At 73.2% G+C, this 22,680-nt stretch carries 16 protein-coding genes; 8 read left to right on the plus strand and 8 right to left on the minus strand.

Annotation, left to right across the window (positions count from 1 at the left end; genetic code table 11):
* Positions 1 to 219: 219 nt before the first annotated feature.
* The 4 genes from ACFVHI_RS02255 to ACFVHI_RS02270 form a co-directional block, all read right to left on the minus strand.
* Entirely contained in the window at positions 220 to 894 is a 675-nt protein-coding gene (locus ACFVHI_RS02255) for a nucleoside/nucleotide kinase family protein (RefSeq protein WP_063349312.1), read from the minus strand.
* Positions 895 to 925: 31 nt separating this feature from the next.
* Positions 926 to 1,882, minus strand: coding sequence for an LD-carboxypeptidase (locus ACFVHI_RS02260; RefSeq protein ID WP_380334929.1), 957 nt, complete (start codon positions 1,880 to 1,882; stop codon positions 926 to 928).
* A gap of 172 nt (positions 1,883 to 2,054) precedes the next feature.
* Complete coding sequence (gene trpS, locus ACFVHI_RS02265; protein WP_380334932.1) at positions 2,055 to 3,137, minus strand: tryptophan--tRNA ligase; 1,083 nt, start codon at positions 3,135 to 3,137, stop codon at positions 2,055 to 2,057.
* Between the two features lie 238 nt (positions 3,138 to 3,375).
* On the minus strand, positions 3,376 to 4,947 hold the full coding sequence (locus ACFVHI_RS02270) for an APC family permease (protein ID WP_380334935.1): 1,572 nt from the start codon (positions 4,945 to 4,947) through the stop codon (positions 3,376 to 3,378).
* Between the two features lie 321 nt (positions 4,948 to 5,268).
* Here ACFVHI_RS02270 and ACFVHI_RS02275 point away from each other — a divergent pair, with 321 nt between their 5' ends.
* Entirely contained in the window at positions 5,269 to 6,384 is a 1,116-nt protein-coding gene (locus tag ACFVHI_RS02275; protein ID WP_380334938.1) for an ABC transporter substrate-binding protein, read from the plus strand.
* 118 nt (positions 6,385 to 6,502) lie between these two features.
* Positions 6,503 to 7,726, plus strand: coding sequence for a hypothetical protein (locus tag ACFVHI_RS02280; protein ID WP_380334940.1), 1,224 nt, complete (start codon positions 6,503 to 6,505; stop codon positions 7,724 to 7,726).
* A 126-nt stretch (positions 7,727 to 7,852) separates the two neighbouring features.
* On the opposite strand, the gene ACFVHI_RS02285 is transcribed toward ACFVHI_RS02280, so the two are convergent.
* Positions 7,853 to 8,386, minus strand: coding sequence for an NUDIX hydrolase (locus tag ACFVHI_RS02285; RefSeq protein WP_063349308.1), 534 nt, complete (start codon positions 8,384 to 8,386; stop codon positions 7,853 to 7,855).
* 95 nt (positions 8,387 to 8,481) lie between these two features.
* Between ACFVHI_RS02285 and ACFVHI_RS02290 the strand changes: the two genes are divergently transcribed.
* Positions 8,482 to 9,435 (plus strand): ATP-grasp domain-containing protein, encoded by a 954-nt coding sequence (locus tag ACFVHI_RS02290; RefSeq protein WP_380334943.1) that lies wholly within the window; start codon positions 8,482 to 8,484, stop codon positions 9,433 to 9,435.
* 56 nt (positions 9,436 to 9,491) lie between these two features.
* Here ACFVHI_RS02290 and ACFVHI_RS02295 read toward each other — a convergent pair whose 3' ends face one another.
* Both ACFVHI_RS02295 and ACFVHI_RS02300 read right to left on the minus strand, forming a co-directional pair.
* Complete coding sequence (locus tag ACFVHI_RS02295; RefSeq protein WP_380334945.1) at positions 9,492 to 13,562, minus strand: ABC transporter transmembrane domain-containing protein; 4,071 nt, start codon at positions 13,560 to 13,562, stop codon at positions 9,492 to 9,494.
* A gap of 345 nt (positions 13,563 to 13,907) precedes the next feature.
* Positions 13,908 to 14,549, minus strand: coding sequence for a TetR/AcrR family transcriptional regulator (locus ACFVHI_RS02300; RefSeq protein WP_107452927.1), 642 nt, complete (start codon positions 14,547 to 14,549; stop codon positions 13,908 to 13,910).
* A 132-nt stretch (positions 14,550 to 14,681) separates the two neighbouring features.
* Here ACFVHI_RS02300 and ACFVHI_RS02305 point away from each other — a divergent pair, with 132 nt between their 5' ends.
* From ACFVHI_RS02305 to ACFVHI_RS02320, 4 genes are all read left to right on the plus strand, one after another.
* Complete coding sequence (locus tag ACFVHI_RS02305; RefSeq protein ID WP_380334948.1) at positions 14,682 to 16,394, plus strand: carboxyl transferase domain-containing protein; 1,713 nt, start codon at positions 14,682 to 14,684, stop codon at positions 16,392 to 16,394.
* A gap of 187 nt (positions 16,395 to 16,581) precedes the next feature.
* Positions 16,582 to 18,891 (plus strand): acetyl/propionyl/methylcrotonyl-CoA carboxylase subunit alpha, encoded by a 2,310-nt coding sequence (locus ACFVHI_RS02310; protein ID WP_380334951.1) that lies wholly within the window; start codon positions 16,582 to 16,584, stop codon positions 18,889 to 18,891.
* Complete coding sequence (locus tag ACFVHI_RS02315) at positions 18,888 to 19,874, plus strand: hydroxymethylglutaryl-CoA lyase (protein WP_380334954.1); 987 nt, start codon at positions 18,888 to 18,890, stop codon at positions 19,872 to 19,874. The genes ACFVHI_RS02310 and ACFVHI_RS02315 overlap by 4 nt, the downstream gene beginning before the upstream one ends.
* A gap of 171 nt (positions 19,875 to 20,045) precedes the next feature.
* A complete protein-coding gene (locus ACFVHI_RS02320) occupies positions 20,046 to 21,236 on the plus strand; it encodes an acyl-CoA dehydrogenase family protein (protein WP_063349303.1) in 1,191 nt (396 codons plus the stop codon).
* A gap of 170 nt (positions 21,237 to 21,406) precedes the next feature.
* Here ACFVHI_RS02320 and ACFVHI_RS02325 read toward each other — a convergent pair whose 3' ends face one another.
* The gene (locus ACFVHI_RS02325; RefSeq protein ID WP_063351389.1) at positions 21,407 to 21,886 is read right to left on the minus strand and encodes a universal stress protein; all 480 of its coding nucleotides are present in this window, start codon (positions 21,884 to 21,886) and stop codon (positions 21,407 to 21,409) included.
* Positions 21,887 to 21,958: 72 nt separating this feature from the next.
* On the opposite strand from ACFVHI_RS02325, the gene ACFVHI_RS02330 reads away from it, so the two are divergent.
* The gene (locus ACFVHI_RS02330) at positions 21,959 to 22,522 is read left to right on the plus strand and encodes a hypothetical protein (RefSeq protein ID WP_380334958.1); all 564 of its coding nucleotides are present in this window, start codon (positions 21,959 to 21,961) and stop codon (positions 22,520 to 22,522) included.
* Positions 22,523 to 22,680: the final 158 nt, after the last annotated feature.

Genomic DNA, 22,680 nt, shown 5'->3' on the forward strand with positions numbered 1-22,680 from the left:
TGTCTTCTGCGGCTTGACGCCCCGTCCGACGTTTCAAACTCTAGCCGATCCCCGCTCCGAAAAGCGAATCGGCCGCAATCCAATAAAACGAGCACGCCGAATAGGAACCAAGCCGCGACAAGACGCGACCCAGCCCGAACCGGGAAATGGTGTTTCAAAAGGATTGGCCGCCCCGGGACCGTCCGCGCCGATGCGTGTCCGGTGCTCCCTGCCGAGCGACTAGAGAACACTACCCCTGGCCGGCGTCACGGGCAAGCCGCTGCCGGGGACGGTCCGGGTACACAGGGCGCGGCCGGCTTTCACGTACTCGCCGTTGGGGTGGTCGTTGCCGGTCACCCAGTGGCGGGCGGTGGCCTCGTCGCGGCCGCCGTCGCGGTGGCGGCGGAGCAGGCGCTCCTCGCGGAGGGCGTCGTCGGTGTCCACGTACCAGAGTTCGCGCAGCAGGCGGCGGGCCTCCGGCCACGGGGTGTCGGTGGAGGCGAGGTAGTTGCCCTCGGTGATGACGAGGCGGGTGTGCGGGCGGACGACGTGGCGGGCGGCGACCGGTTCGTCGAGGGTGCGGTCGAAGTCGGGGACGTAGATGTCCTGGAAGCGGTCGGCGGCGATGCGGCGCAGCAGGGCGACGTAGCCGTGGGCGTCGAAGGTGGCGGGGGCGCCCTTGCGGTGGGTCAGGGCGAGGCGGTCCAGCTGGGCGGCGGACAGGTGGAAGCCGTCGAGCGGGACGTACCCGGCGCTGCCGGGGCCTTCGGCGCGTTCGATCTCGGCGACGAGGTGCCGGGCCAGGGTGGACTTGCCGGCGGCGGGCGGGCCGGCAAGTCCGAGGATCGTACGGGCGTTGCTGCCCGGGCCCCGGAGGAAGCCGAGGGCGAGGGCGGTGAGGCGGTCCTCGTTCATGGCCGCACCCTACTCACCGCCGGCCCGGGCCTCACCGCTCGGCGAGGGCGGGCACTTCCAGGGTGAGGGTGCCGGCGTCGGCGTCGAGGACGGCGGGGACGCCGAGCGGGACGGTCAGGGTGGAGGGGCAGTGGCCGAAGCCGAGTTCCCAGATGACGGGTATGCCGAGCGGGCCGAGGCGGTCGAGCATGACGTCCCGGACGCGGTCGAGCCGTCCGCAGCCGTCCCAGGAGCCGAGCGCGATGCCGGCGACCCCGTCGAACGCGCCGGAGCGCAGGAACTGGGTGAGGAGCCGATCGAGCTGGTACGGGTGCTCGTTGACGTCCTCCAGGATCAGGATGCCGCCGGCGTAGGAGGGCCGGGCGGCGGGCGTGCCGCGCTCGGCCGCGAGGACGTGGACGCAGCCGCCCGCGGTGACGCCCCTGGCGCGGCCGGGGACGAGGGCGGTGGCGGTCGGTGAGGTGAGCACGGTGGTGGCCGTGGGCTCGAAGAGGGTGCGGCGCAGGTGCTCGGCGGTCGGTCCGTCGGCGATGAAGGAGCCGGCCGCGCTCATCGGCCCGTAGAGGGTGGCGATGCCGAGCCGCTGGGCGAAGGCCTCCTGGAGGGAGGAGACGTCGCTGAAGCCGATGAACGGCTTGGGCGGGGCGGCGCGCATGGCGTCCCAGTCGAGCAGGTCGACCATGCGGTGGACGCCGTAGCCGCCGCGGGCGCAGATGACGGCGTCGACGGTGGGGTCGAGCCAGGCGGACTGGAGGTCGGCGGCGCGGTCGGCGTCGGTGCCGGCGAGGTAGCCGAGGGTGGGGTGGGCGTCGAGGACGTGCGGGGCGACGGTGACTCGCAGGCCCCAGGAGCGGAGGATCGCGCAGCCGTCGGTGAGTCGCTGGGAGTCGATCGGGCCGCTGGGGGCGACGACGGCGATGTGGTCGCCGGGGCGCAGGTGCGGCGGGCGGGTCAGACCCTGGCCGGACGTGGTCGGGTGCTGGTCCATGGGTCGGGACGCCTTTCGGGGGAGGCCGGGTACGGGCGGCCTCGGTGTGGTCGAGGCCGCCCGGTGACGATATGCCCCCGTTTCGACGGGCCGATGTCCGCGAGCCGACGTCTTCGGGCCGGAGGTGCGCCGGAGGTACGCCGGAGGTGCCCCGACGGTGCGGGGCGGTTCTTCAGATCGCCCCCATCACCTTCCTGACCTCGTCGAGGGTGGCGTCGGCGACGGCGTTGGCGCGTTCGGCCCCGTCGCGCAGGACCTGGCGCAGGTGGCCTCGGTCGGCGGCGAGTTCGGCACGGCGGGCGCGCAGGGGGCGGAGGTACTCGTTGACGGAGTCGGTGACGGTGCGCTTGAGCGCGGCGGCCCCGCCGTCGCCGAGTTCCTCGGCGATCTCCTCGGGTGCGCGGTCCTGACAGAGCGCGGCGAGCAGGACGAGGCTGGAGACCTCGGGCCGGTTGGCCGGGTCGTAGTCGATCCGGCGGTCGGCATCGGTCCTGGCGCCGCGGATGATCCGGGCGGTCTCGTCCTCGGTGGCGCCGAGGGGGACGGAGTTGCCCCGGCTCTTGCTCATCTTGCCGCCGTCGGTGCCGAGCAGCAGCGGGGCGTCGGAGAGCAGTGCGCGGGGGGTGGGGAAGACGGCGCCGCCGTCGGCGTGCGGGTAGCGCTCGTTGAAGCGGCGGGCGATGGTGCGGGCGACTTCGAGGTGGGGCAGCTGGTCCTGGCCGACCGGGACGAGGTTCGCCTTGCAGAAGAGGATGTCGGCGGCCTGGTGGGCGGGGTAGGTGAACATCAGCCCGTTGACGGCGGACTGGCGGGAGTGCGCGATCTCGTCCTTGACGGTGGGGTTGCGGTTCAGTTCGGCGACGCTGACCAGGCTGAGGAAGGGCAGCAGCAGCTGGTTGAGGGCGGGGACGGCGCTGTGCGCGAAGATCGTGGCGCGGTCGGGGTCGAGGCCGGCCGCGAGGTAGTCGAGGACGAGGTTCTCGGTGTGCTCGGCGAGCCGGTCGGCGATGTCCCGGTCGGTGATGACCTGGTAGTCGGCGATCACGACGAACATCTCGACGCCCTGGTTCTGGAGCTGGACGCGGTTGTGCAGGGTGCCGAAGTAGTGGCCGAGGTGCAGCGGTCCGGTGGGGCGGTCCCCGGTGAGGACGCGGTGGCCGGCCGGGTCGGCGGTGAAGGTGGCGGTGGTGGCCACGGACGGGGTCGTCGAGGTCGTCGGGGTCGTCGCGTTGGTCGCGGTCGTCGCGGTGGTCATCGGGTTTCTCCTCGGTACGGCGGCGGTGGCGGCCGTCCGGGGCGGGGGCCCGTTCCGTGGGAAACGCGAAAGGGCCGTCCATTCCGGACGGCCCTGGTCGAGCGGGTGGGGTGGCCGTCCCTCAGGACGGCCACCAGCACTGGCCCGCGTAAAGCTTCATGCGGTCGAGGATAGCGTCGATGCCCGGCGGCGTGGTCGGTTTTCGGCGCTCCCGGTCCCCTCGGTCCTCCCGGTCCTCTCAGTCCTCGACGACCAGCGCGGGGGTGTCCTTGCGCAGCGTCTCGCCGCGGAAGAACTCCGGCCGGGCCAGCCCGTAGCAGGTCATCAGGACGGCGCCGAGCAGCAGGATGCCGACGCCGATGACGAACACCGAGCCGATGCCGAAGACGGCGCCGCTGCCGTAGTCCGGGCTCCAGGCGTCGGTGAGGGTCTGCAGGAAGACCCCGCTCAGCAGCACGCCGCCGAGCAGCGGGGCGATGCCCTTGAGGAACAGGTCGCGGGGGCCGGTGCGCAGCGAGCGGCGGAAGTACCAGACGCAGGCGAACGCGGTCAGCGCGTAGTAGAAGCAGATCATCAGGCCGAGCGCCAGGATGGTGTCCTGGACGACGTTCTCGCTGATCAGGCTCATGCCGACGTAGAAGACGGCGGTGGCGATGCCGGCCGCGACGGTGGCGTACCCGGGGGTGCGGAAGCGCGGGTGGACGGCGCCGAAGCGCGGCGGCACGGCGCGGTAGGCGCTCATCGCGAGCAGGGTGCGGGCCACCGGGATGAAGGTGGTCTGGAGGCTGGCGGCGGCGCTGGCGACGACGGCCAGGAAGAGCAGGACGCTCCACGGCGAGCCGAGGACCGGGCGGGCGAGCGCGGCGAAGACGTTGTCGGAGGTCTCCGGGTTGCTGAGGCCGGAGCCGGTGGAGCCGACGCCCGCGAACATCTGGGCGGAGATCGCGACCAGCAGGTACGAGCCGACCAGGGTGACCATGGAGACCATCGCGGCGCGACCGGGGGTCTTGGCGCTGCCGAGGGTCTCCTCATTCATGGTGAGGCAGGTGTCCCAGCCCCAGTACATGAAGATCGACAGCGACAGGCCGGCGGTGAAGGCGCTGAAGGAGCTGACCTGGAGCGGGTTGAGCCAGGAGAACGAGAAGCCGATCGAGTCGGGCAGGTCGCCGGCGGCGGCCTTGCCGATGGCGATGGCCGAGAAGAGCACCAGCACGGCGAGTTGGAGGCCGACCAGGCTGTACTGGAACCACTTGGTGGCGGTCATCCCCCGGTAGCTCATCGCGGTGGCGCCGGCGATCAGCAGGACGACGGTGAGCAGGTGGACGGCCTGGTTCTGGTCGAGTTCGGCGACCCAGCTCCTGCCGGTCATCTCGCCGAGCATCAGGTAGAGGAAGTCGGTCGCGACCCCGGCCAGGTTGGACAGCACGATGATGGTCGCGACGGTCAGGCCCCAGCCGGCCATCCAGCCGACCCGGGGGCCGAAGGCCTTGACCGTCCAGGTGAAGGACGTGCCGCAGTCCGGGAAGTCCTTGTTCAGCTCCTTGTAGGCGAACGCGACGAGCAGCATCGGCAGGAAGCCGGCCAGGAACACGGCGGGCATCTGGACGCCGACCGCGGTGACGGTCGGCCCGAGTGTCGCGGTCAGGCAGTAGACCGGGGCGACCGTGGAGACGCCCAGGACCACACTGCCCAGCAGGCCCACCGAGTTGCCCCGTAGACCCTTGTCCCCCGCTCCCCCAGCTGTCCCCTGGTCGGGGACTCCACCACTGATGCCACTGACCGGGGCACCCTGCGGAGCGTCGGGCGCCATTGCCCGGCCGCTGCTTCCGTGCTCTGAGAGCTGCTGATCAAACACCAGCGCACCCTAGGCGCGAGCATGGAAGGTTGAGTAGACCAACCCTTGGTGATCTAAACCACTTGCTTCGATTCGTTCTCGACGAAGGCCGTCAAGGTGCAGCATTAACGGCGCGTTAAGCGGTGTACCTTGGTTTCAAAGGATCAGGGTCAAGAGAATTTCTCCCTTATGTCAAGGTTTGAGATGGTTCGCCCTCGGCCCGGACGGGCCACTACGCCCCCCTCGGATGCTTCGGATAGGTTTGCCTCACCTAACCTCGATTCGAAGGAGCGTCGCGTGGCCCCCCACCCCGACGACCTGGTCCTCGTCCCCCGCACCCCCTCCCGCCGCAGGTTCCTCTCCGTCGGGATCGCCGGTGGGGCGGTCCTCGGCCTCGGCGGACTGCTCACCGCCTGCGGCAGCTCCGGCGGCTCGGGCGGCAACGGCGGCTCCGGCGGCGCGACCCCCGGCACCGGCGGCGCATCGCCCGACCAGAAGTCGGTCAAGCAGGGCGGCGACGACTACGCCACCGTGATCGAGAAGATGAAGGGCTTCGGCACCGACGCCGCCCCCGGCGTCTACCCGCGCACCGTCAAGCACGCCATGGGCGAGACCGTCATCCCCGCCAAGCCCACCCGGGTCGTGGTGCTGGACACCGGCGAACTCGACAACGTCGTCGCACTCGGCATCCAGCCGGTCGGCATCGTCTACACCGACGGCTCCAAGTCCCTGCCGTCCTACCTCAAGGACAAGGCCGGCAACCCGGCCAACGTCGGCACCATCAACAGCCTCAACCTGGAGGCCATCGCCGCGCTCAAGCCCGACCTGATCCTCGGCAGCCAGCTGCGCGCCCAGGACCAGTACGCGCAGCTGTCCAAGATCGCGCCGACCGTCTTCTCGCTGCGCCCCGGCTACCCCTGGAAGCAGAACTTCCAGCTCAACGCCAGCCCGTTCGGCCTGGAGGCCGAGGCCAAGACCCAGCTCGACGCGTACCAGGCGGCCGCCACCGCGATCGGCGCCAAGCTCGGCGACAAGCGGCCCACCATCACGCCGCTGCGCTTCATGCCCGGCCGGACCCGGCTGTACGCCGAGCTGTCCTTCATCGGCACCATCCTCACCGACATCCCGCTGCCGCAGCCCAAGATCGAACAGGTCAAGGAACTCGCGGTGGAGGTCAGCCCGGAACAGATCGACAAGGCCGACGCCGACTGGATCTTCTACGGCGTGTACGGCAGCCCCAGCTCCACCAACCAGGACGCGGTGCTCGGCGGCGCGCTCTGGAAGACCCTCGGCGCGGTCAAGTCCGGTCAGGCCCGGCCGGTTTCGGACGAGACCTGGTTCCTCGGGCTCGGTGTCATGGCGGCCAACGCGGTGCTCGCCGACCTCAAGGGCTTCGTCGCGCCCGGCACTTGAGCCGACACGGGGTGTAGGGGCGGGCAGTGGTCTCGCGCACACCCCCGGAATTGATGCTTGGAGCTGGTCGCGCGGTGCGGGAGGATCATCCGGACCGTCCGCCGAAGGGCCCGTGCCGATGACCTCGCTCCACCCCGCCGCAACCGACCCGTCCCTGCCCGGCCCGCCCGGGGACAGCGCCGGATCCGCGCCCCCGCACGCCGCACGCTGCTCCATCGCGACGGCCGCCGAGACCGGCCCGGCCGGCACTCCGGGCGCCGCCCCGTCCGGCACCGCCGGCGGGCCACGCCAGGCCGGCGGCTCACGCCACGACTCGGTGCCGCAGCCGCGCGGACGGGAGGACGGCGGGGCAGACGGCGGACTCGCGGCGGCGAGGGGCGAGGCGGCTGCGGACGATCCGACCACCTCGCGGCTGCGGGCGGCGCTCGCCGACCGGCTGCGGGCTGCCCGCGCCCAAGGCCGCTCGGTCGCCGACCTGGCGGCCGCGTGCCGGCGATCGGCTACGGAAGTCCGGGCGCTGCTGGGCGAGAGCGCCGAGGACGGGGACTGCGAGGACTGCGAGGACGGCGAGGTCCGTGAAGGCGGCGCGGGCGGCGAGGGTGTTGAGCACCGTGGAGACGTTCCGGGTGGCGGGGCCGAGACCGTGGGCGGGCGGACCGGGGCCGGGGTCGGCAGGTTCGGCCGGCCGGCCGTCGCGCCCGAGGGCGACCGGGCCGTGCCCGTGCTGCGCGCGGCGCGCGAGGAACTCCGGGCCGCCGGCTCCCGGCGCCCCGCGCCCTCGCGCCGGCTGCGCCGGATGCACCCGCAGGCCGACGCGACCGGGCAGGGGGCGGCCGCACGGGAGACGGCCGCGACCGAACCGATCGGGACAGCACCTACGACACCCGTGACCTCCGCCGCTCTCCCGGCCGAGGTCTGGGCGGCAGCCGCACCCGGTTCAGGTGAACTCATCGGAGGCACCGGGGCGGTGACGGCTCCGTCGGCCGCCGCCCCCGAGGCGGCGCGGGCCGAGACACCGCTCGGCATCCTGATCGGCGGCAGCCCGAACCAGCCCGAGGCCGTCGGCCGCCCGGAGGAGCGGGCGCCGGTCCGGGTGACGGCGGAACCGGTCCGGCTCGGCCGCGGCACCAGCCTGATCGTGCTGCCCTCCTGGCGCGCCGCCATCGCCGTCTCGGTGCCGACCGAGCAACTGCTGTCCGCCACCGGGCTCGCCTTCGAGCAGTTGGCCGACGCGCAACTGACCGTGCTGATGAACCCCTGCGCGCTGCACGACCGGGAGCTGGACCTGCACGGTTGGGAATCCGGCCCGGGCGGGCGGGCGCGACGCGGCGGGCGCCCGTAGGGGCGTGCGCTTGTAGCAGCGTGTGGCCGTAGCAGCGCGCTCTTGGGGCCCGCCGGTGACGGTCAGGAGACGGCGGTCAGGAGATCGCGGTCGGCCGTGCGTCGGGGAGCGGTCAGCGGGTGGCCGTCAGCGGGTGGCCGGGGCGTTCGGGATGAAGCCGAGGTCGACGGGTACCGGGGGGCGCCCATCGACGGCCCAGCCCTCGCGGACGGCGGCCAGCAGCTCCGGCAGCCGGGGCGGCCAGAGCGCGTCGGCGTGCTCGTCCGCCAGGTCGGCCGGGGTCCACCAGCGCCAGTCGAGGATCCGGTCCTCGGCGTGCACCGCGCTGACGTCACCGACCGGGCCGCGGTGCGGTCCGCCCGTGAGGTAGATGTGCTCGTGCTGACGGACCGGGGTGCCGTGCCAGGTGAAGTCGTGTTCCCAGGTACAGAGCAGCGGGCCCGGTTCGAGGTCACTCCAGCCCGTCTCCTCCCAGAGTTCGCGCCGGGCGCCGGTCCACGGGGTCTCGCCGGGTTCCAACCCGCCGCCCGGCATGGTCCAGTGGACGCCGACCTCGTCGTTGTCCGAACGGAGCAGGAAGACCGAGCCGTCCTCGTCCAGGACCACCGTGCGAGCCGCCTGCCGGGGGACACGTGTACGGAGTCTCAGCAGATTTCGCATCGGATCACTCTCCCAGCACCCGGCTGGGCCGTCGAGCGGGTTTGACGCGCCGAAAGCCGCCGACGCCGCCCCGCCCGGGCCTTACCCTGACGGCCATGCCCGTACCCGCGATCCTCTTCCCCGCCGACCCGCTCAACCCGCGCCGGCCCGACCCGCACTTCGCCTGGGAGGCCAGGCTGCTGCGGGAGTTGGGCGGCGAGCACCACCTGGTCGACCACGACGCGCTGCTCGCCGGGCACGCCGAGCAGGCGGTCCGGCGGGTGCCGCAGGACCGGGGTCCGCTCTGGTACCGGGGCTGGATGCTTCCGTCCGCCCGCTACGCCGGTTTCGCCACCGCGCTCGCCGCGCGCGGCTGCGCCCTGCTGACCAGCCCGGCCGGCTATGCGACGGCACACGAACTGCCGGGCTGGTACGACGTGTTCGAGGGGGCGACTCCGCCCAGTACGTGGATCCCCACCGCCGCTTCCGCGGTGCCCGGGCCGGAAGAGCTGGCGGCCGCCGTGGCCCGGCTCGGCGGGAGCGGGCCGGCGATCGTCAAGGACTACGTGAAGTCGCGCAAGCACGAGTGGCACGAGGCCTGCTACATCCCCGAGTTGGCCGATCTGGCGAGCGTCGGGCGGGTGGTGGCGCGGTTCGTCGAGCTCCAGGGCGAGTTCCTGACCGGCGGGGTGGTGCTGCGGCGGTACGAGGAGTTCGAGCGGCCGGCCGACGGGACGGGCGGCAGCTCGGGCGACGACTCGGGCGGAGGGTCGGATGACCGTTCGGGCCGTGGGAGCGGGCGGGCCGTGGAGGCGCGGGTGTGGTGGCTGGACGGCGAACCCGTCCTGGTCGGGCCGCACCCCGACGCACCCCACCACGGTGTCGAACCCGACCTCACCGGCGTCCGCCCCCTGGTCCGGATGCTCGGCTGCCGCTTCGTCACCACCGACCTCGCCAGCCGGGCCGACGGCTCCGGCTGGCGCGTGGTCGAGGTCGGGGACGGACAGGTCAGCGACCTGCCGCACGGGATCGACGCCACCGGCCTGCTGGCCTCGCTGATCGCCGCCTGACGATCAGCCTGGCGGGCCGTCGGCGACGACCCGCCAGGCTGATCGCGGGCAGTCGGCTACCCCGCGGCGACGGCCTCGACCGCCGGGTGGCCGTCCGCGATGAACGCCTGCCAGAGCCGGGCGTACGTGCCGCCCCGGGCGAGCAGTTCGGTGTGCGTGCCGTCCTCGACCACCCGGCCGTGGTCCAGCACGACGACCCGGTCGGCGCGCTCGGCGGTGGTCAGCCGGTGGGCGATGACCAGCGTGGTGCGGCCGCCGCTGAGCCGGTCCGCGGCCTGGTTGACCACCGCCTCGGTGGCCAGGTCGAGCGCCGCGGTCGCCTCGTCGAGCAGCAGGACGTCCGGATCGACCAGTTCGGCCCGGGCCAGCGCGATCAACTGCCGCTGGCCGGCCGAGAGGTTGCGGCCGCGACCCGCGACCTCGTGGTCGTAGCCGCCGGACAACCGGACGATCATGTCGTGCGCGCCGACCGCCCGGGCCGCCGCCTCCACCTCCGCCGGCGAGGCGTCGGGCCGGCCGTACGCGATCGCCTCGCGCACCGTGCCCGCGAACAGGTACGCCTCCTGCGGCACCACGCCCAGCCGGTGGCGGTACTGCGCCAGGTCGAAGCGGGTGAGGTCGACCCCGTCCACCCGCACGGTGCCCTCCGTCGCGTCGTAGAACCGGGCGACCAGCTTCACCAGCGTCGACTTGCCGGCGCCGGTCTCGCCCACCAGCGCCACCGTCTGCCCGGCCGGAATGTGCAGGTCCACACCGGTCAGCACGTTCGGGGCGCCGTCCGCACCGCCGTTGTAGGCGAAACCGACACCCTCGAAGGAGATCTCGCCGCGCAGCCCCTCGGGCACCGGCACGGGGTCGGCCGCCTCGGCCGTGGCGGTCGGGGTGCGCAGCAGCTCCCGGATCCGGCCGAGGCCCACCGAAGCCTGCTGGTAGCCGTCGAACACCTGGGACAGCTGGTTGACCGGCGCGAAGAACAGATCGATGTACAGCAGGTACGCGACCAGCGCGCCGACCGTCAGCGTCCCGGCGTCGACCCGGGCCGCGCCCACGATCAGCACCAGCGCGGCGGCCACGCTGGAGAGGAACTGGACGAACGGGAAGTACAGCGAGATGTACAGCTGCGCGCGCACCCGGGCCTCGCGGTAGGCGACGCCCCGGGCGACGAAGCGGTCCGTGTTGGTGTCCAGGCGGCGGAAGGCCTGGACGATCCGCATGCCCGCCACGTTCTCCTGGAGGTCGGCGTTGACGGTGCTGATGAGGTCCCGGGACAGCTCGTACTGGTCCCTGGACTTCCGTCGGAACACCAGCGTCGCGATCACCAGCAGGGGCAGCACCGCGAAGACCACCAGGGCCAGGCCGGCGTCGATGATCAGCAGCGCGGCGAAGATCCCGCCGAAGGTCAGCAGGCTGACCACGGCGGTGACCACGCCGGTCTGCAGGAAGGACGTCAACGAGTCCAGGTCGGTGGTCATCCGGGTCATGATCCGGCCGGACAGCTCGCGCTCGTAGTAGTCCAGGCCGAGCCGGTTGAGGTGGGCGAAGATCTTGAGGCGGAGCATGTAGAGCACCCGCTCACCGGTACGGCCGCTGACCCGGTTCTCGGCGCTCTGCACCAACCAGTCCAGCAGCACCACCACCAGCGCGGCGAGCGCGGCCACGGCGACCCCCGACATCAGGGCCTTGCTGACGCCCTGGTCGATGCCGTGCCGGATCAGCACCGGCAGCACCAGGCCGGAAGCCGCGTCGAGCGCGACGAGCAGCAGGGCCAGGGCGAGCGGGACGCGGAAGGGGCGCAGCAGGCGGCGGAGGGTGAAGTCCGGGTCACCGGCCTCGGCCTCGGCGCGCGGGACCGCCGGGGAGTCGGCGGCCGGCGGGAGGGCCGCGACCCTGGCCAGCAGGTCGGGGTCGGCGGTGCGGGCCGCCTTGACCAGGGCGGGGGTGGGGAGGTCGGGGGTGGCAGGGGCGGCGGGTTGCGAGGCGACGGGTTCCGGGGCAACGGGTTCCGGGGCCGGGGCCTGCGTGGGGGTCGGTTCGTCGACCTGCTCGGAGGTGGACCGCGCCTCGGTCTGCTCGGCGGCCTGCTCAGCGGTCTGCTGCTCGGGGGTCTGCTGCCCGGCGGGCTGCTCGAGGGTCTGCGGAGAGGTCTGCTCGACGGTCTGCGGGGCCTCGGACGACCGGGGTGTGCGGCCGGCCTCGGGGTCGGTGATCAGAGCCCGGTACTGGGGACATCGGGCGTCGAGTTCCTCGTGCGTGCCGATGTCCAGCAGCCGGCCGTGATCCAGGACGGCTATCCGGTCGGCGAGCTGCAGGGTCGAGCGGCGGTGGGCGATCAGCAGCGTGGTGCGGCCGGTCATCACCGAACGCAGCGCGTCGTGGATCTCCGCCTCGACCTGCGGGTCCACCGCCGAGGTGGCATCGTCCAGCAGCAGGATCCGGGGGTCGGTGAGGATCGCCCGGGCCAGCGCGATCCGCTGGCGCTGGCCTCCGGAGAGGGTCAGGCCCTGCTCGCCGACCTTGGTCTCGTAGCCGTCCGGCAGCGCGCGGACGAACTCGTCGGCCTGGGCGGCCCGCGCGGCCGCCACGACCTGCTCGTCCGTGGCGTCCGGACGGCCGTAGGCGATGTTGGTGCGGACCGACTCGGAGAACAGGAAGCTCTCCTCGGGGACGATGCCGACCGCCGACCGGACCGAGTCCAGGGTGAGGTCGCGCAGGTCGTGGCCGTAGAGGCGGACGGCGCCGGCCGCCGGGTCGTAGAAGCGCGGCACCAGCTGTGCCACCGTCGACTTGCCGGAGCCGGAAGCCCCGACCAGGGCGAGGGTCTCGCCGGGGGCCAGCTTCAGGCTGAGGCCGTGCAGGACGGGGGCGGGATGCTCGGGGTCGTAGCGGAACTCGACCTGGTCGAACTCCAGGGCGACATCGGAGGTTCGGGGGCCTGCGGTGGCACGGGTGTCTGCGGTGGCGCGGGGGCCTGCGGTGCTGCCTTCACAGACGCCGGTGGCGGCGCCTTCGCGGGTGCCGTCCCCGGTGAGGTCCAGGGTGAGCGCGTCCGGGCGCTCCTGGACCAGCGGGCGCTCGTCGATCAGCTGGAGGACGCGCTCCACGCCGGCCCGGGCCTGCTGGCCGACCGTGATGACCATGGTGAGCATCCGCACCGGTCCGGTCATCTGCGCGACGTAGGTGGAGAAGGCCACGAAGGTCCCGAGCGACACCTGGCCGTCGACGGCCAGCCAGCCGCCGAAGGCCAGCACCGCGACCTGCGCGAGCGCCGGGACGGCCTGCATCGCCGGGTTGTAGCGGGCGTTGAGCCGGATCGACCGGAGCCGGGCCGCGAACAGGTTGCGGGAGGCCCGCTCCAGCTTGTCCAGCTCCTGCGCCTCCTGACCGAAGCCCTTGACCACCCGGACACCGCCGATCGCGCCGTCCACCACACCCGCGACGGCGGCCGCCTCCTGCTGGGCGGCCCAGGTGGCGGGGAAGAGTCGCTTCCGACTGAGGACGGTGATCCACCACAGCGCGGGGGCCATCACCAGGGCTATCAGGGTGAGCGGCGGGGAGAGCCAGACCATCACGGCCAGCGACATGACGAACATCAGCAGGTAGCCGGTCATCATCGGCAGCATCGAGAGCAGGCCGTTGATCAGCTGGAGGTCGGAGGTCGCGCGCCCGACCACCTGGCCGGTGTCCAGCCGGTCCTGGCGGTGGCCGTCGAGCCGGCCGAGCGAGCGGAACAGGTCGCTGCGCATGTCGTGCTGGACGTCCAGGGCGAGCTGGCCGCCGTAGTAGCGGCGGACCTGGGTGCAACCGAAGACGACGACGGCGGCGAGCAGCAGCACCACCGCCCAGGGGACCAGCGAACGGGTGTGCGCGGTGATGACGTCGTCGATGATCAGCTTGGTGACCAGCGGCACCAGCGAGGTGACGGCCATGCCGACGAGCGAGGCGCCGAAGGCGAGCAGCACGCTGCGGCGGGAGCGCCAGCAGTAGCCGACCAGGCGGCGCAGCCAGCCGACGGCCTGCGGGTCGTTGCCGTCCGGCTGCTGGTGGGCGCCGTCCGGCTGCGGGCTCGCGCCGGGGGCCGGTGAGCCGCTCGGGGATTGCTCCACCGTGGATCCGTGAGTCTCAGGCATATTTAGGGATGCTAACCATTTCGTCGGGTGGCCGCCATGGCGTTTCCGGCCCGGATGGGGCCGGAGCGGGCCGGGGCGGCCCGGATCGTCCGGTCCGGCGGACTGGCCAACAGCCTGCGGCCTGCAGTGATTCCCGGCCGAACGAACGCACGGCCCGCCGACCCGCCCGCCTCCAGGGTCGCCCGCCTCCGGGGTCGCCTGCCTCCAGGGTCGCGGACGGGCCGCCGAAGGCCCAGCGGCCCGGGGCGGGCGGGCGCCGTCCTTTGGTCCTAGACCTCCGGCCTCGGAGCCGGAGCGCCAACCTTGGGCCTGGACTGCCGAGCGGGCCGTCCGGGCGCGCAGGACTCAGGCCTGCGCGGACACCGACTCGGCCGCCGCCGCGAAGGCGCCGTGGGCGAGGGCGTGCAGCAGGACGGCCATGCCGTCGCGCTGGAGGCCGGAGCGCTCGTCCTGGGCGGGGCCCGGGCCGAGGCTGTGCGGGGTCGAGTTGATCAGGCCGAAGACCGCGTGGACGGCGGCCCTGGCCACCGGTTCGGCGGCGGGGCCCGTCAGCTGCGGATAGACCTGCCGGACCACGTCCACCCAGAGCTCGACGTAGCCGCGCTGGAGCCTGCGGACGGTGCGGCGGTCCTCCTCCTTGAGGTTCAGCAGCTCACGGTCGTGGAGGGTGATCAGGTCGCGGTCGTCGAGGGCGAAGTCGACGTGGCCGCCGATCAGCGCGTCCAGCGCGGCGGCCGGACCGTCGCCGCCCCCCGCCCGGCGCCGCCCCTCCTCCAGCAGGCGCTCGCTGATGCCGATCAGCAGATCGGCGAGCATCGCGTCCTTTCCGGCGAAGTGGCGGTAGAGCCCGGGGCCGCTGATGCCGACGGCCTTGCCGATCTCGTCCACACCCACCCCGAGGAAACCCCGGGCCGCGAAGAGTCGCGCGGCCTCCCGACGGATCTGGTCGCGGCGTGGGAGCGCGGAGGCTGCGGGGACGTTCGGCATGCTGCCCATCGTAGACAGTGGGGTTATCGGCCGTTAACCTGGGCGCGTAAGTTAACGTTAATTAACGTGGGGTCCATGGGCGCACCGCATCCGGCCGCCCGCCTGGTGCCGAGGGCAAGGGAGCTCTTGGGAATGGTCATCTCAACCGCCGGTGTACCCACCGGCGTCCATGGCAGCACAGCGGCCGGCACCACGGCGGCGCCAGGTGCCGTACCGCCGGGAGCCGCTGCTCCCGCGCCCCGGCTCGGCACCGCGGCCGACCCGGGCTCCACCGCCTACCGCGCCAACACCGAGGCACACCGGGCCCTGGTCGCCGAGCTGCGCGAGAAGCTCGACGCGGCGGCCCTCGGCGGCGGCGCCAGGGCCCGCGCCCGGCACACGGCGCGCAACAAGCTGCTCCCCCGCGACCGGGTGGACGCCCTGCTCGACCCGGCCTCGCCCTTCCTGGAACTGGCCCCGCTGGCCGCCGACGGGATGTACGACGGGGCGGCGCCCGCGGCCGGGGTGATCGCGGGCATCGGCCGGGTCGCCGGGCGCGAGGTGGTGGTGGTCGCCAACGACGCCACCGTCAAGGGCGGCACCTACTACCCGATGACCGTGAAGAAGCACCTGCGCGCCCAGGAGGTCGCGCTGGAGAACCGGCTGCCCTGCGTCTACCTGGTGGACTCCGGCGGCGCCTTCCTCCCCATGCAGGACGAGGTCTTCCCGGACCGCGACCACTTCGGCCGGATCTTCTACAACCAGGCCAGGCTCTCCGCCGCGGGCATCCCGCAGATCGCCGCCGTGCTCGGCTCCTGCACGGCCGGCGGGGCGTACGTCCCGGCGATGAGCGACCAGGCCGTGATCGTCCGCAACCAGGGCACGATCTTCCTGGGCGGGCCACCGCTGGTGAAGGCCGCCACCGGAGAGGTGGTCACCGCCGAGGAACTGGGCGGCGGTGACCTGCACTCCCGCACCTCGGGGGTGACGGACCACCTGGCCGAGGACGACGCCCACGCCCTCTCCATCGTCCGCACGATCGTGGCCGGGCTCGGCCCGCGCTCGGCCAGGCCATGGCCGCTCACCCCGGTCGAGCCGCCAGCCGTGGACCCGGCCGGCCTGTACGGGGCCGTCCCGGTCGACCCGCGCACGCCCTACGACGTGCGCGAGGTGATCGCCCGGCTGGTCGACGGCAGCCGGTTCGCCGAGTTCAAGGCCGAGTACGGCGCGACCCTGGTCACCGGCTTCGCCCGGATCCACGGCCACCCCGTCGGCATCGTCGCCAACAACGGCGTGCTGTTCTCCGAGTCGGCCCTCAAGGGCGCCCACTTCATCGAGTTGTGCGACCAGCGCGGCATCCCCCTCCTCTTCCTGCAGAACATCACCGGCTTCATGGTCGGCCGGCAGTACGAGGCCGGCGGCATCGCCAAGCACGGCGCCAAGATGGTCAACGCCGTCGCCAGCACCCGCGTCCCGAAGCTGACCGTGGTGATCGGCGGCTCGTACGGAGCCGGCAACTACTCGATGTGCGGCCGGGCTTACTCACCTCGCTTCCTGTGGATGTGGCCGGGCTCGAAGATCTCCGTGATGGGCGGCGAGCAGGCGGCGTCCGTCCTCGCCACCGTCCGCCGCGACCAGTTGGAGGCCCACGGCGAGCAGTGGCCGGCCGAGGCGGAGGAGGAGTTCAAGCGCCCCGTCCGCGAGCAGTACGAGCGCCAGGGCAACGCCTACTACGCCACCGCCCGACTCTGGGATGACGGCGTGATCGACCCGATGGACACCCGCACCGTCGTCGGCCTCGCCCTCACCGCCTGCGCCAACGCCCCGCTCCCGCCGCCCGGCCCGTACGGGGTCTTCCGGATGTGACCCCGCCCCGGCGGGTGTGACCCGCCCCCTCCCACGCGACCTCTCCTCTCCTGTCGGTGTGACCCCGCTCCTGCGGGCGTGACTCCCGCGGCGCCGGCGCACCCGGGCCGGCGCCCTCCTCTCCACCGCCGCCACCCCGCCGCCACCTCCTTCGTACGGCTCCCCTCGACCCGGAGGAACGCCTCCCATGTTCGACACAGTTCTGGTCGCCAACCGCGGCGAGATCGCCCTCCGGGTGATCCGCACCCTGCGGCGGCTCGGCGTGCGCTCGGTCGCCGTGTTCAGCGACGCCGACGCCGACGCGCCGCACGTCCGCGAGGCCGACGTCGCCGTCCGGCTCGGCCCGGCCGACCGCAGCGACAGCTCGGCGGCCGAGACCTACCTGCGCACCGACCAGATCCTCGCCGCCGCCCGCCGCACCGGGGCCCAGGCCGTCCACCCCGGTTACGGCTTCCTCGCCGAGAACGCCGGCTTCGCCCGCGCCTGCGCCGACGCCGGCCTCGTCTTCATCGGGCCTCCTCCCGGTGCGGTCGAGCTGATGGGTGACAAGATCAACGCCAAGGAAGCCGTCCGAGCCGCCGGCGTTCCGGTGGTCCCCGGCAGCCAGGCCACCGCGCCCACCGACGGGGATCTCCTCGCCGCCGCCGACGAGATCGGCTACCCCGTCCTGCTCAAGCCGTCCGCCGGAGGCGGTGGCAAGGGCATGCGCCTCGTGCGGGACCGCGCCGACCTGCCCACCGAGATCGCCGCCGCCCGCCGCGTCGCCCGGACCGCCTTCGGCGACGACACCCTGCTGCTGGAACGCTGGGTCGACCGGCCGCGCCACATCGAGGTGCAGGTGCTCGCCGACGCCCACGGCACCACCGTCCACCTCGGCGAGCGCGAATGCAGCCTCCAGCGCCGCCATCAGAAACTGATCGAAGAGGCTCCCTCCGTTCTGCTCAATGCCGAGACCCGCGCCGCGATGGGCGCCGCGGCCGTCCGCGCCGCGGAGTCCTGCGGCTACACCGGGGCCGGCACCGTGGAATTCATCGTTCCCGGCATCGACCCGGACTCCCCCGCCACCGCCTCCACCGAGGGGGTGCGGGACTTCTTCTTCATGGAGATGAACACCCGCCTCCAGGTCGAACACCCCGTCACCGAACTCGCCGTCGCCGTCGGCGACGATTCAGCCCGACTCGACCTGGTCGAGTGGCAGCTGCGGATCGCCTCGGACGAACGACTCTCCTTCGATCAGTCCGACATCTCCTTCCTGGGCCACGCCATCGAGGCCCGGATCTGCGCCGAGGACCCGGAACGGGACTTCCTGCCCACCGGCGGCCGCATCCTCGTCCTGGAGGAGCCCCAGGGCGAGGGCGTGCGCGTCGACTCCGGAGTCGCCCCCGGATCCGTCGTCACCAGTGCCTACGACCCGATGCTCGCCAAGGTCATCGCGTACGGGCCCGACCGCCCGACCGCGCTGCGCCGGCTCCGCGCCGCGCTGGCCGACACCCGCATCCTGGGCGTCACCACCAACACCGGCTTCCTGCGACGGCTGCTCGCACACCCCGAGGTCGTCGCCGGCCGGCTGGACACCGGCCTGGTGGAACAGACGGCCCAACAGCAGCCCACCCTGCTCGCCTCGCCGTACTCCCCCGCGAACGCGCCGAACGGCGCGAACGAGACCGGCGAGGCCGACAAGGCCAACGAGGCCGATGACGCGCACGAGGCCGACGCCACAACTGCCGACCCGCTGACGGCCGAGACGCCACCACCTGCCCACCTCCTCTACTACGCGGCCGCGCTGGCGCGGCACCTGGACCTCACCCCGGCCGCCGACCCCGGCGGCTGGACCGACCCCTTCTCCCTTCCCTCCGGCTGGCGCCTGAGCGGCACCCCCGCCTGGACCACCCACCGACTCCGTACCCCCGGCCAGGATCCGGTCTCGGTGCGCATCCGTTCGATCACTGCGGGCAACGTAGCCGATGCCACTGACAATCCCGCCGAGCTCACCCGCGAGGTCGAGCTCCGGCTCGGCGCCGGGCCCGTCCACCGCGCCCGCGCGACCCGGACCGCCGACCGGCTGCACCTGACCGTCGACGGCCTGCAGACCACGTTCGCGCTGGCCACCGACGCCGCTCCCGGCCTCGCCGCCGGCCCGGTGACCTGGCTCGGCATCGAGGGCGACGCCTGGTCGCTGCACGCCCACGACCCGGTGGGCGAGCGCGCCGCCGGAACCGCCGCCCACCACGGCGCCCTGACCGCCCCGATGCCCGGAACCGTCACCGTCGTCAAGACCACGACGGGCGAGACGGTCCGCAAGGGCCAGCCCCTGCTCGTGCTGGAGGCCATGAAGATGGAACACGTGATCGCCGCCCCGCACGACGGCGTGGTGGCCGAGCTGCGGGCCACCGCGGGCGCCACCGTCGCGATGGAGGAACTGCTGGTCGTGGTCGCCCCGGCCGGGGACGGCGCCGACGAGCAGGCCGCCCCCGCGCCCGCCGGGGTGCGGTCATGACCGCACCCGCACGCGAGCCCGACGCGCTGGACCTGGGCCTGCCCGACCCCGTCCGCACCCCCGGCCTGCCCGAGGAGGTCCGGATCCACGAGGTCGGACCGCGCGACGGGCTGCAGAACGAGGGCTCCCTGGTGCCCGTGGAGGTCAAGGCGGAGTTCATCGCCCGGCTCGCGGCCGCCGGGCTGCGCACCGTCGAGGCGACCAGCTTCGTCCACCCGAAATGGGTCCCGCAGCTGGCCGACGCCGAAGAACTGATGCCCCGGCTCGCCGGCCTGCCGGAGCGCCACCCCGGCCTGCGGCTGCCGGTGCTGGTGCCCAACGAACGCGGCCTCGACCGGGCGCTCGCCCACCACGCCACCGACGTTGCGGTGTTCGCCAGCGCCACCGAGACCTTCGCCCGCCGCAACCTCAACCGCTCGGCGGACGAGGCGATGGCGATGTTCCGCCCGGTCGTGACGCGGGCGACCGAGGCCGGGCTGGCGGTCCGCGGCTACCTCTCGATGTGCTTCGGAGACCCCTGGGAAGGTCCGGTCCCGGTCTCCCAGGTGGTCGGGTACGGCGTGCGGCTGCTGGAGATGGGCTGCGCGGAGCTGAGCCTCGGCGACACCATCGGCGTGGCCACCCCCGGGCAGGTCGGCGCCCTGCTGGCCGGCTTCGCGCGGGCCGGGGTGCCGGCCGACCGGCTCGCCGTGCACTTCCACGACACCTACGGCCAGGCGCTCAGCAACACCCTGGCGGCCCTGCGCGAGGGGGTCACCACGGTGGACGCGTCGGCGGGCGGCCTCGGCGGCTGCCCGTACGCGAAGAGCGCCACCGGCAACCTGGCCACCGAGGACCTGGTGTGGATGCTGCACGGGCTCGGCATCCGGACCGGGGTCGACCTGCGCGCGCTGGTCGCCACCAGCGGGTGGATGGCCGAGCGGCTCGGCCGTCCGAGCCCGTCCCGCACCGTCCAGGCGCTGCTCGGCGCCGCCCGGGGCTGACCCCGCCCCACCACCGCTCCCCGGTGCCGGCCGCGCGGAATCCCGCCGCGGCCGACGCCGGGCACCACGTTCATCGTCCAACCACACCGTGCGACCGTCACACCGTCAGACGGACGCCGGTCGTCCCGCTCACGCCCGCGGCCACCCCGGCCGGGCTCCAGGAGGATCACCGTGTTCGACCACCGGCTCAGCAGCGAGTACGAGGAACTGCGGCGCACCGTCGCCGAGTTCGCCCAGGACGTGGTGGCGCCGAAGATCGGCGGGTTCTACGAGCGGGAGGAGTTCCCGTACGAGATCGTCCGCGAGATGGGGCGCATGGGCCTGTTCGGCCTGCCCTTCCCGGAGGAGTACGGCGGCATGGGCGGCGACTACTTCGCGCTGGGCATCGCCCTGGAGGAACTCGCCCGGGTCGACTCCTCGGTGGCGATCACCCTGGAGGCGGCCGTCTCGCTCGGCGCGATGCCGATCCACCGGTTCGGGACGGAGGAGCAGAAGCGCGAGTGGCTGCCCCGGCTGACCTCCGGCGAACTCCTCGGCGCCTTCGGCCTGACCGAGCCCGAGGGCGGCTCGGACGCCGGCGCGACCCGCACGACCGCGCGGTACGACGAGACCACCGACGAGTGGGTCATCAACGGCACCAAGTGCTTCATCACCAACTCCGGCACGGACATCACCGGTCTGGTCACTGTCACCGCACTTACGGAACCGATCGCTCGTTCGAGTGAAGAAGGCGAATTCCGCTCGCCAACGCGCGAAATCTCTTCCATCATCGTGCCCACCGGGACCCCGGGGTTCCAGGTATCGAAGAAGTACTCGAAGGTCGGGTGGAACGCATCCGACACCCGCGAACTGTCCTTTACCGACTGCCGCGTCCCCGCGGCCAACCTGCTGGGCGAGCGTGGCCGAGGCTACGCCCAGTTCCTGCGGATCCTCGACGAGGGCCGCATCGCGATCGCGGCCCTGGCCACCGGCCTGGCCCAGGGATGCGTCGACGAGTCCGTCAAGTACGCCGGCACGCGCCGGGCCTTCGGCCGGCCGATCGGTGCCAACCAGGCCATCCAGTTCAAGCTCGCCGACATGGAGCTGCGCGCCCACACCTCCCGCCTGGCCTGGCGGGACGCCGCCTCCCGGCTGCTGCACGGCGAACCGTTCAAGAAGGAGGCCGCGATCGCGAAGCTGTACTCGTCCGAGGCCGCCGTCGACAACGCCCGCGAGGCGACCCAGATCCACGGCGGGTACGGCTTCATGAACGAGTTCCCGGTCGCCCGTTTCTGGCGCGACTGCAAGATCCTGGAAATCGGGGAGGGCACATCGGAGGTTCAGCGCATGCTCATCGCCCGGGAGATCGGCGCCGGGTTCTGATCCGGCCCCACCGGAGCAACACCCCGCTCCTCAGGCGGCGTTGAGGAGCGCCCGACGCAGAGGAGCCGGTCGATGCCGACGGGGCGGTCGACACCGTCGGCGGCCGACCCCATCGGCCGACATCGGGGAGACGTCTCCGGGGGCGCGGAAACGCGGCGCCCGACGGAGCGTCAGGGAATCACGATCACCGGGCGGTTGGCCCGCCGCGCCAGCCGTCCGGAGACCGAGCCGAAGATCTTGCCGAGCAGGCCGTGCGTCGTGCCGACGACGATCGCGTCGGCGGCGTACTCGCGGCCGACCTCCTCGATCTCGTGGCAGATGTCGCCGCCCCGCTCGATCAGGATCCACGGCACCCCGGTGAGGAAGTCCGCGCAGGCGAGCTCCAGGCCCAGGACCTCGGTCCGGTGGTCGGGGAGGTCGACGAAGACGGGAGGTTCACAGCCCGCCCAGACAGTGGCGGGCAGGCGATTGGCGACGTGCACGATCACCAGGCCGCACTGCGAACGGCGCGCCATGCCCACCGCGTACGCGAGGGCGCGCTCGCTCGACAGGGAGCCGTCGAAGCCGACGACCACGCCGTGCTGGAAGACCGGGTCCAGGGAGCGCGCGGACGCGTCCCGGGCCGTGGACTCGGTGTGCGCGCCGGGCAGGCCGGACGCCTCCGGGCGCTCGGCGCCCGGGCCCAGGCGGCCCGTCACCGGAGACCCTGCAGGGTCGGCCGGGTGCCCGCCACGCCGCTGGCGAGGCCCTGGACGGTCGTGCCGGGCGAGGCCGCCCCGTCGGACCAGGCCGCACAGAGCGCGCACGAGGCCCCGGGGAGCACCCGGCTCCGGGCCGGCTTCCTCAGCGCCCGGGGTGTGATCGGCGGTACCAGCGACGCCCGAGGCACCAGCCGGCGCGTCGGCTCGCTGGGCGGCGGCGTCGCCAACCCGCTCGCCGGCGTGCTCGCCGACACGGTCATCAGCCCGCTCGCCCCTGCGCTCACCCCCGCGCTCGTCGGCCGGTGCGCAGCCGGGCTCGTCGGCTTGGGCGTCGACCTGGTCGTCGGCTCGGTCATCGGCCTGCCTGCTGGCGGGCAGGCGACCCGATACATCGGCGTGCCCGTCGGCTGGAGCGAGGTCCGCGCGGCCGCCGTCGTCCCCGGCGCCTGCGCCCACGCTGCGGGGCGCGTCCGGCTCCACCGGTCGGAAGGACTCAAAACCAGCCATGGCTCACGGCTCTTCAGGGGAGAGGGGCCGACAGGAGAGGACAACGCCGCCCGGGCAGCAGGCCCGCCCACGGGATGACGTCGGTCTGCGCCGCGCAGCACCGTATGTGACCTGTTCCTTTCAGAGTACGACGGGTGTGAGGCCCAGCCCAGCGGTGAGGCCTCGGAGCGGCATTGTTCCCGCGAAAGGAGGATGCGCCCGCCGTCGGCAGTGCGCCCCGCCCGCAGGCCACGCGC

The organism is Kitasatospora sp. NPDC127121 (assembly GCF_042677305.1).
GTDB lineage: Bacteria > Actinomycetota > Actinomycetes > Streptomycetales > Streptomycetaceae > Kitasatospora.

What these genes read in the sequence shown, in the direction of transcription:
- ACFVHI_RS02255 (WP_063349312.1), bottom strand. Translation starts at nt 894, where the DNA reads ATGAACGAGGACCGCCTCACCGCCCTCGCCCTCGGCTTCCTCCGGGGC.
- ACFVHI_RS02260 (WP_380334929.1), bottom strand. Translation starts at nt 1,882, where the DNA reads ATGGACCAGCACCCGACCACGTCCGGCCAGGGTCTGACCCGCCCGCCG.
- trpS (WP_380334932.1), bottom strand. Translation starts at nt 3,137, where the DNA reads ATGACCACCGCGACGACCGCGACCAACGCGACGACCCCGACGACCTCG.
- ACFVHI_RS02270 (WP_380334935.1), bottom strand. Translation starts at nt 4,947, where the DNA reads ATGGCGCCCGACGCTCCGCAGGGTGCCCCGGTCAGTGGCATCAGTGGT.
- ACFVHI_RS02280 (WP_380334940.1), top strand. Translation starts at nt 6,503, where the DNA reads ATGACCTCGCTCCACCCCGCCGCAACCGACCCGTCCCTGCCCGGCCCG.
- ACFVHI_RS02285 (WP_063349308.1), bottom strand. Translation starts at nt 8,386, where the DNA reads ATGCGAAATCTGCTGAGACTCCGTACACGTGTCCCCCGGCAGGCGGCT.
- ACFVHI_RS02290 (WP_380334943.1), top strand. Translation starts at nt 8,482, where the DNA reads ATGCCCGTACCCGCGATCCTCTTCCCCGCCGACCCGCTCAACCCGCGC.
- ACFVHI_RS02295 (WP_380334945.1), bottom strand. Translation starts at nt 13,562, where the DNA reads ATGCCTGAGACTCACGGATCCACGGTGGAGCAATCCCCGAGCGGCTCA.
- ACFVHI_RS02300 (WP_107452927.1), bottom strand. Translation starts at nt 14,549, where the DNA reads ATGCCGAACGTCCCCGCAGCCTCCGCGCTCCCACGCCGCGACCAGATC.
- ACFVHI_RS02305 (WP_380334948.1), top strand. Translation starts at nt 14,682, where the DNA reads ATGGTCATCTCAACCGCCGGTGTACCCACCGGCGTCCATGGCAGCACA.
- ACFVHI_RS02310 (WP_380334951.1), top strand. Translation starts at nt 16,582, where the DNA reads ATGTTCGACACAGTTCTGGTCGCCAACCGCGGCGAGATCGCCCTCCGG.
- ACFVHI_RS02315 (WP_380334954.1), top strand. Translation starts at nt 18,888, where the DNA reads ATGACCGCACCCGCACGCGAGCCCGACGCGCTGGACCTGGGCCTGCCC.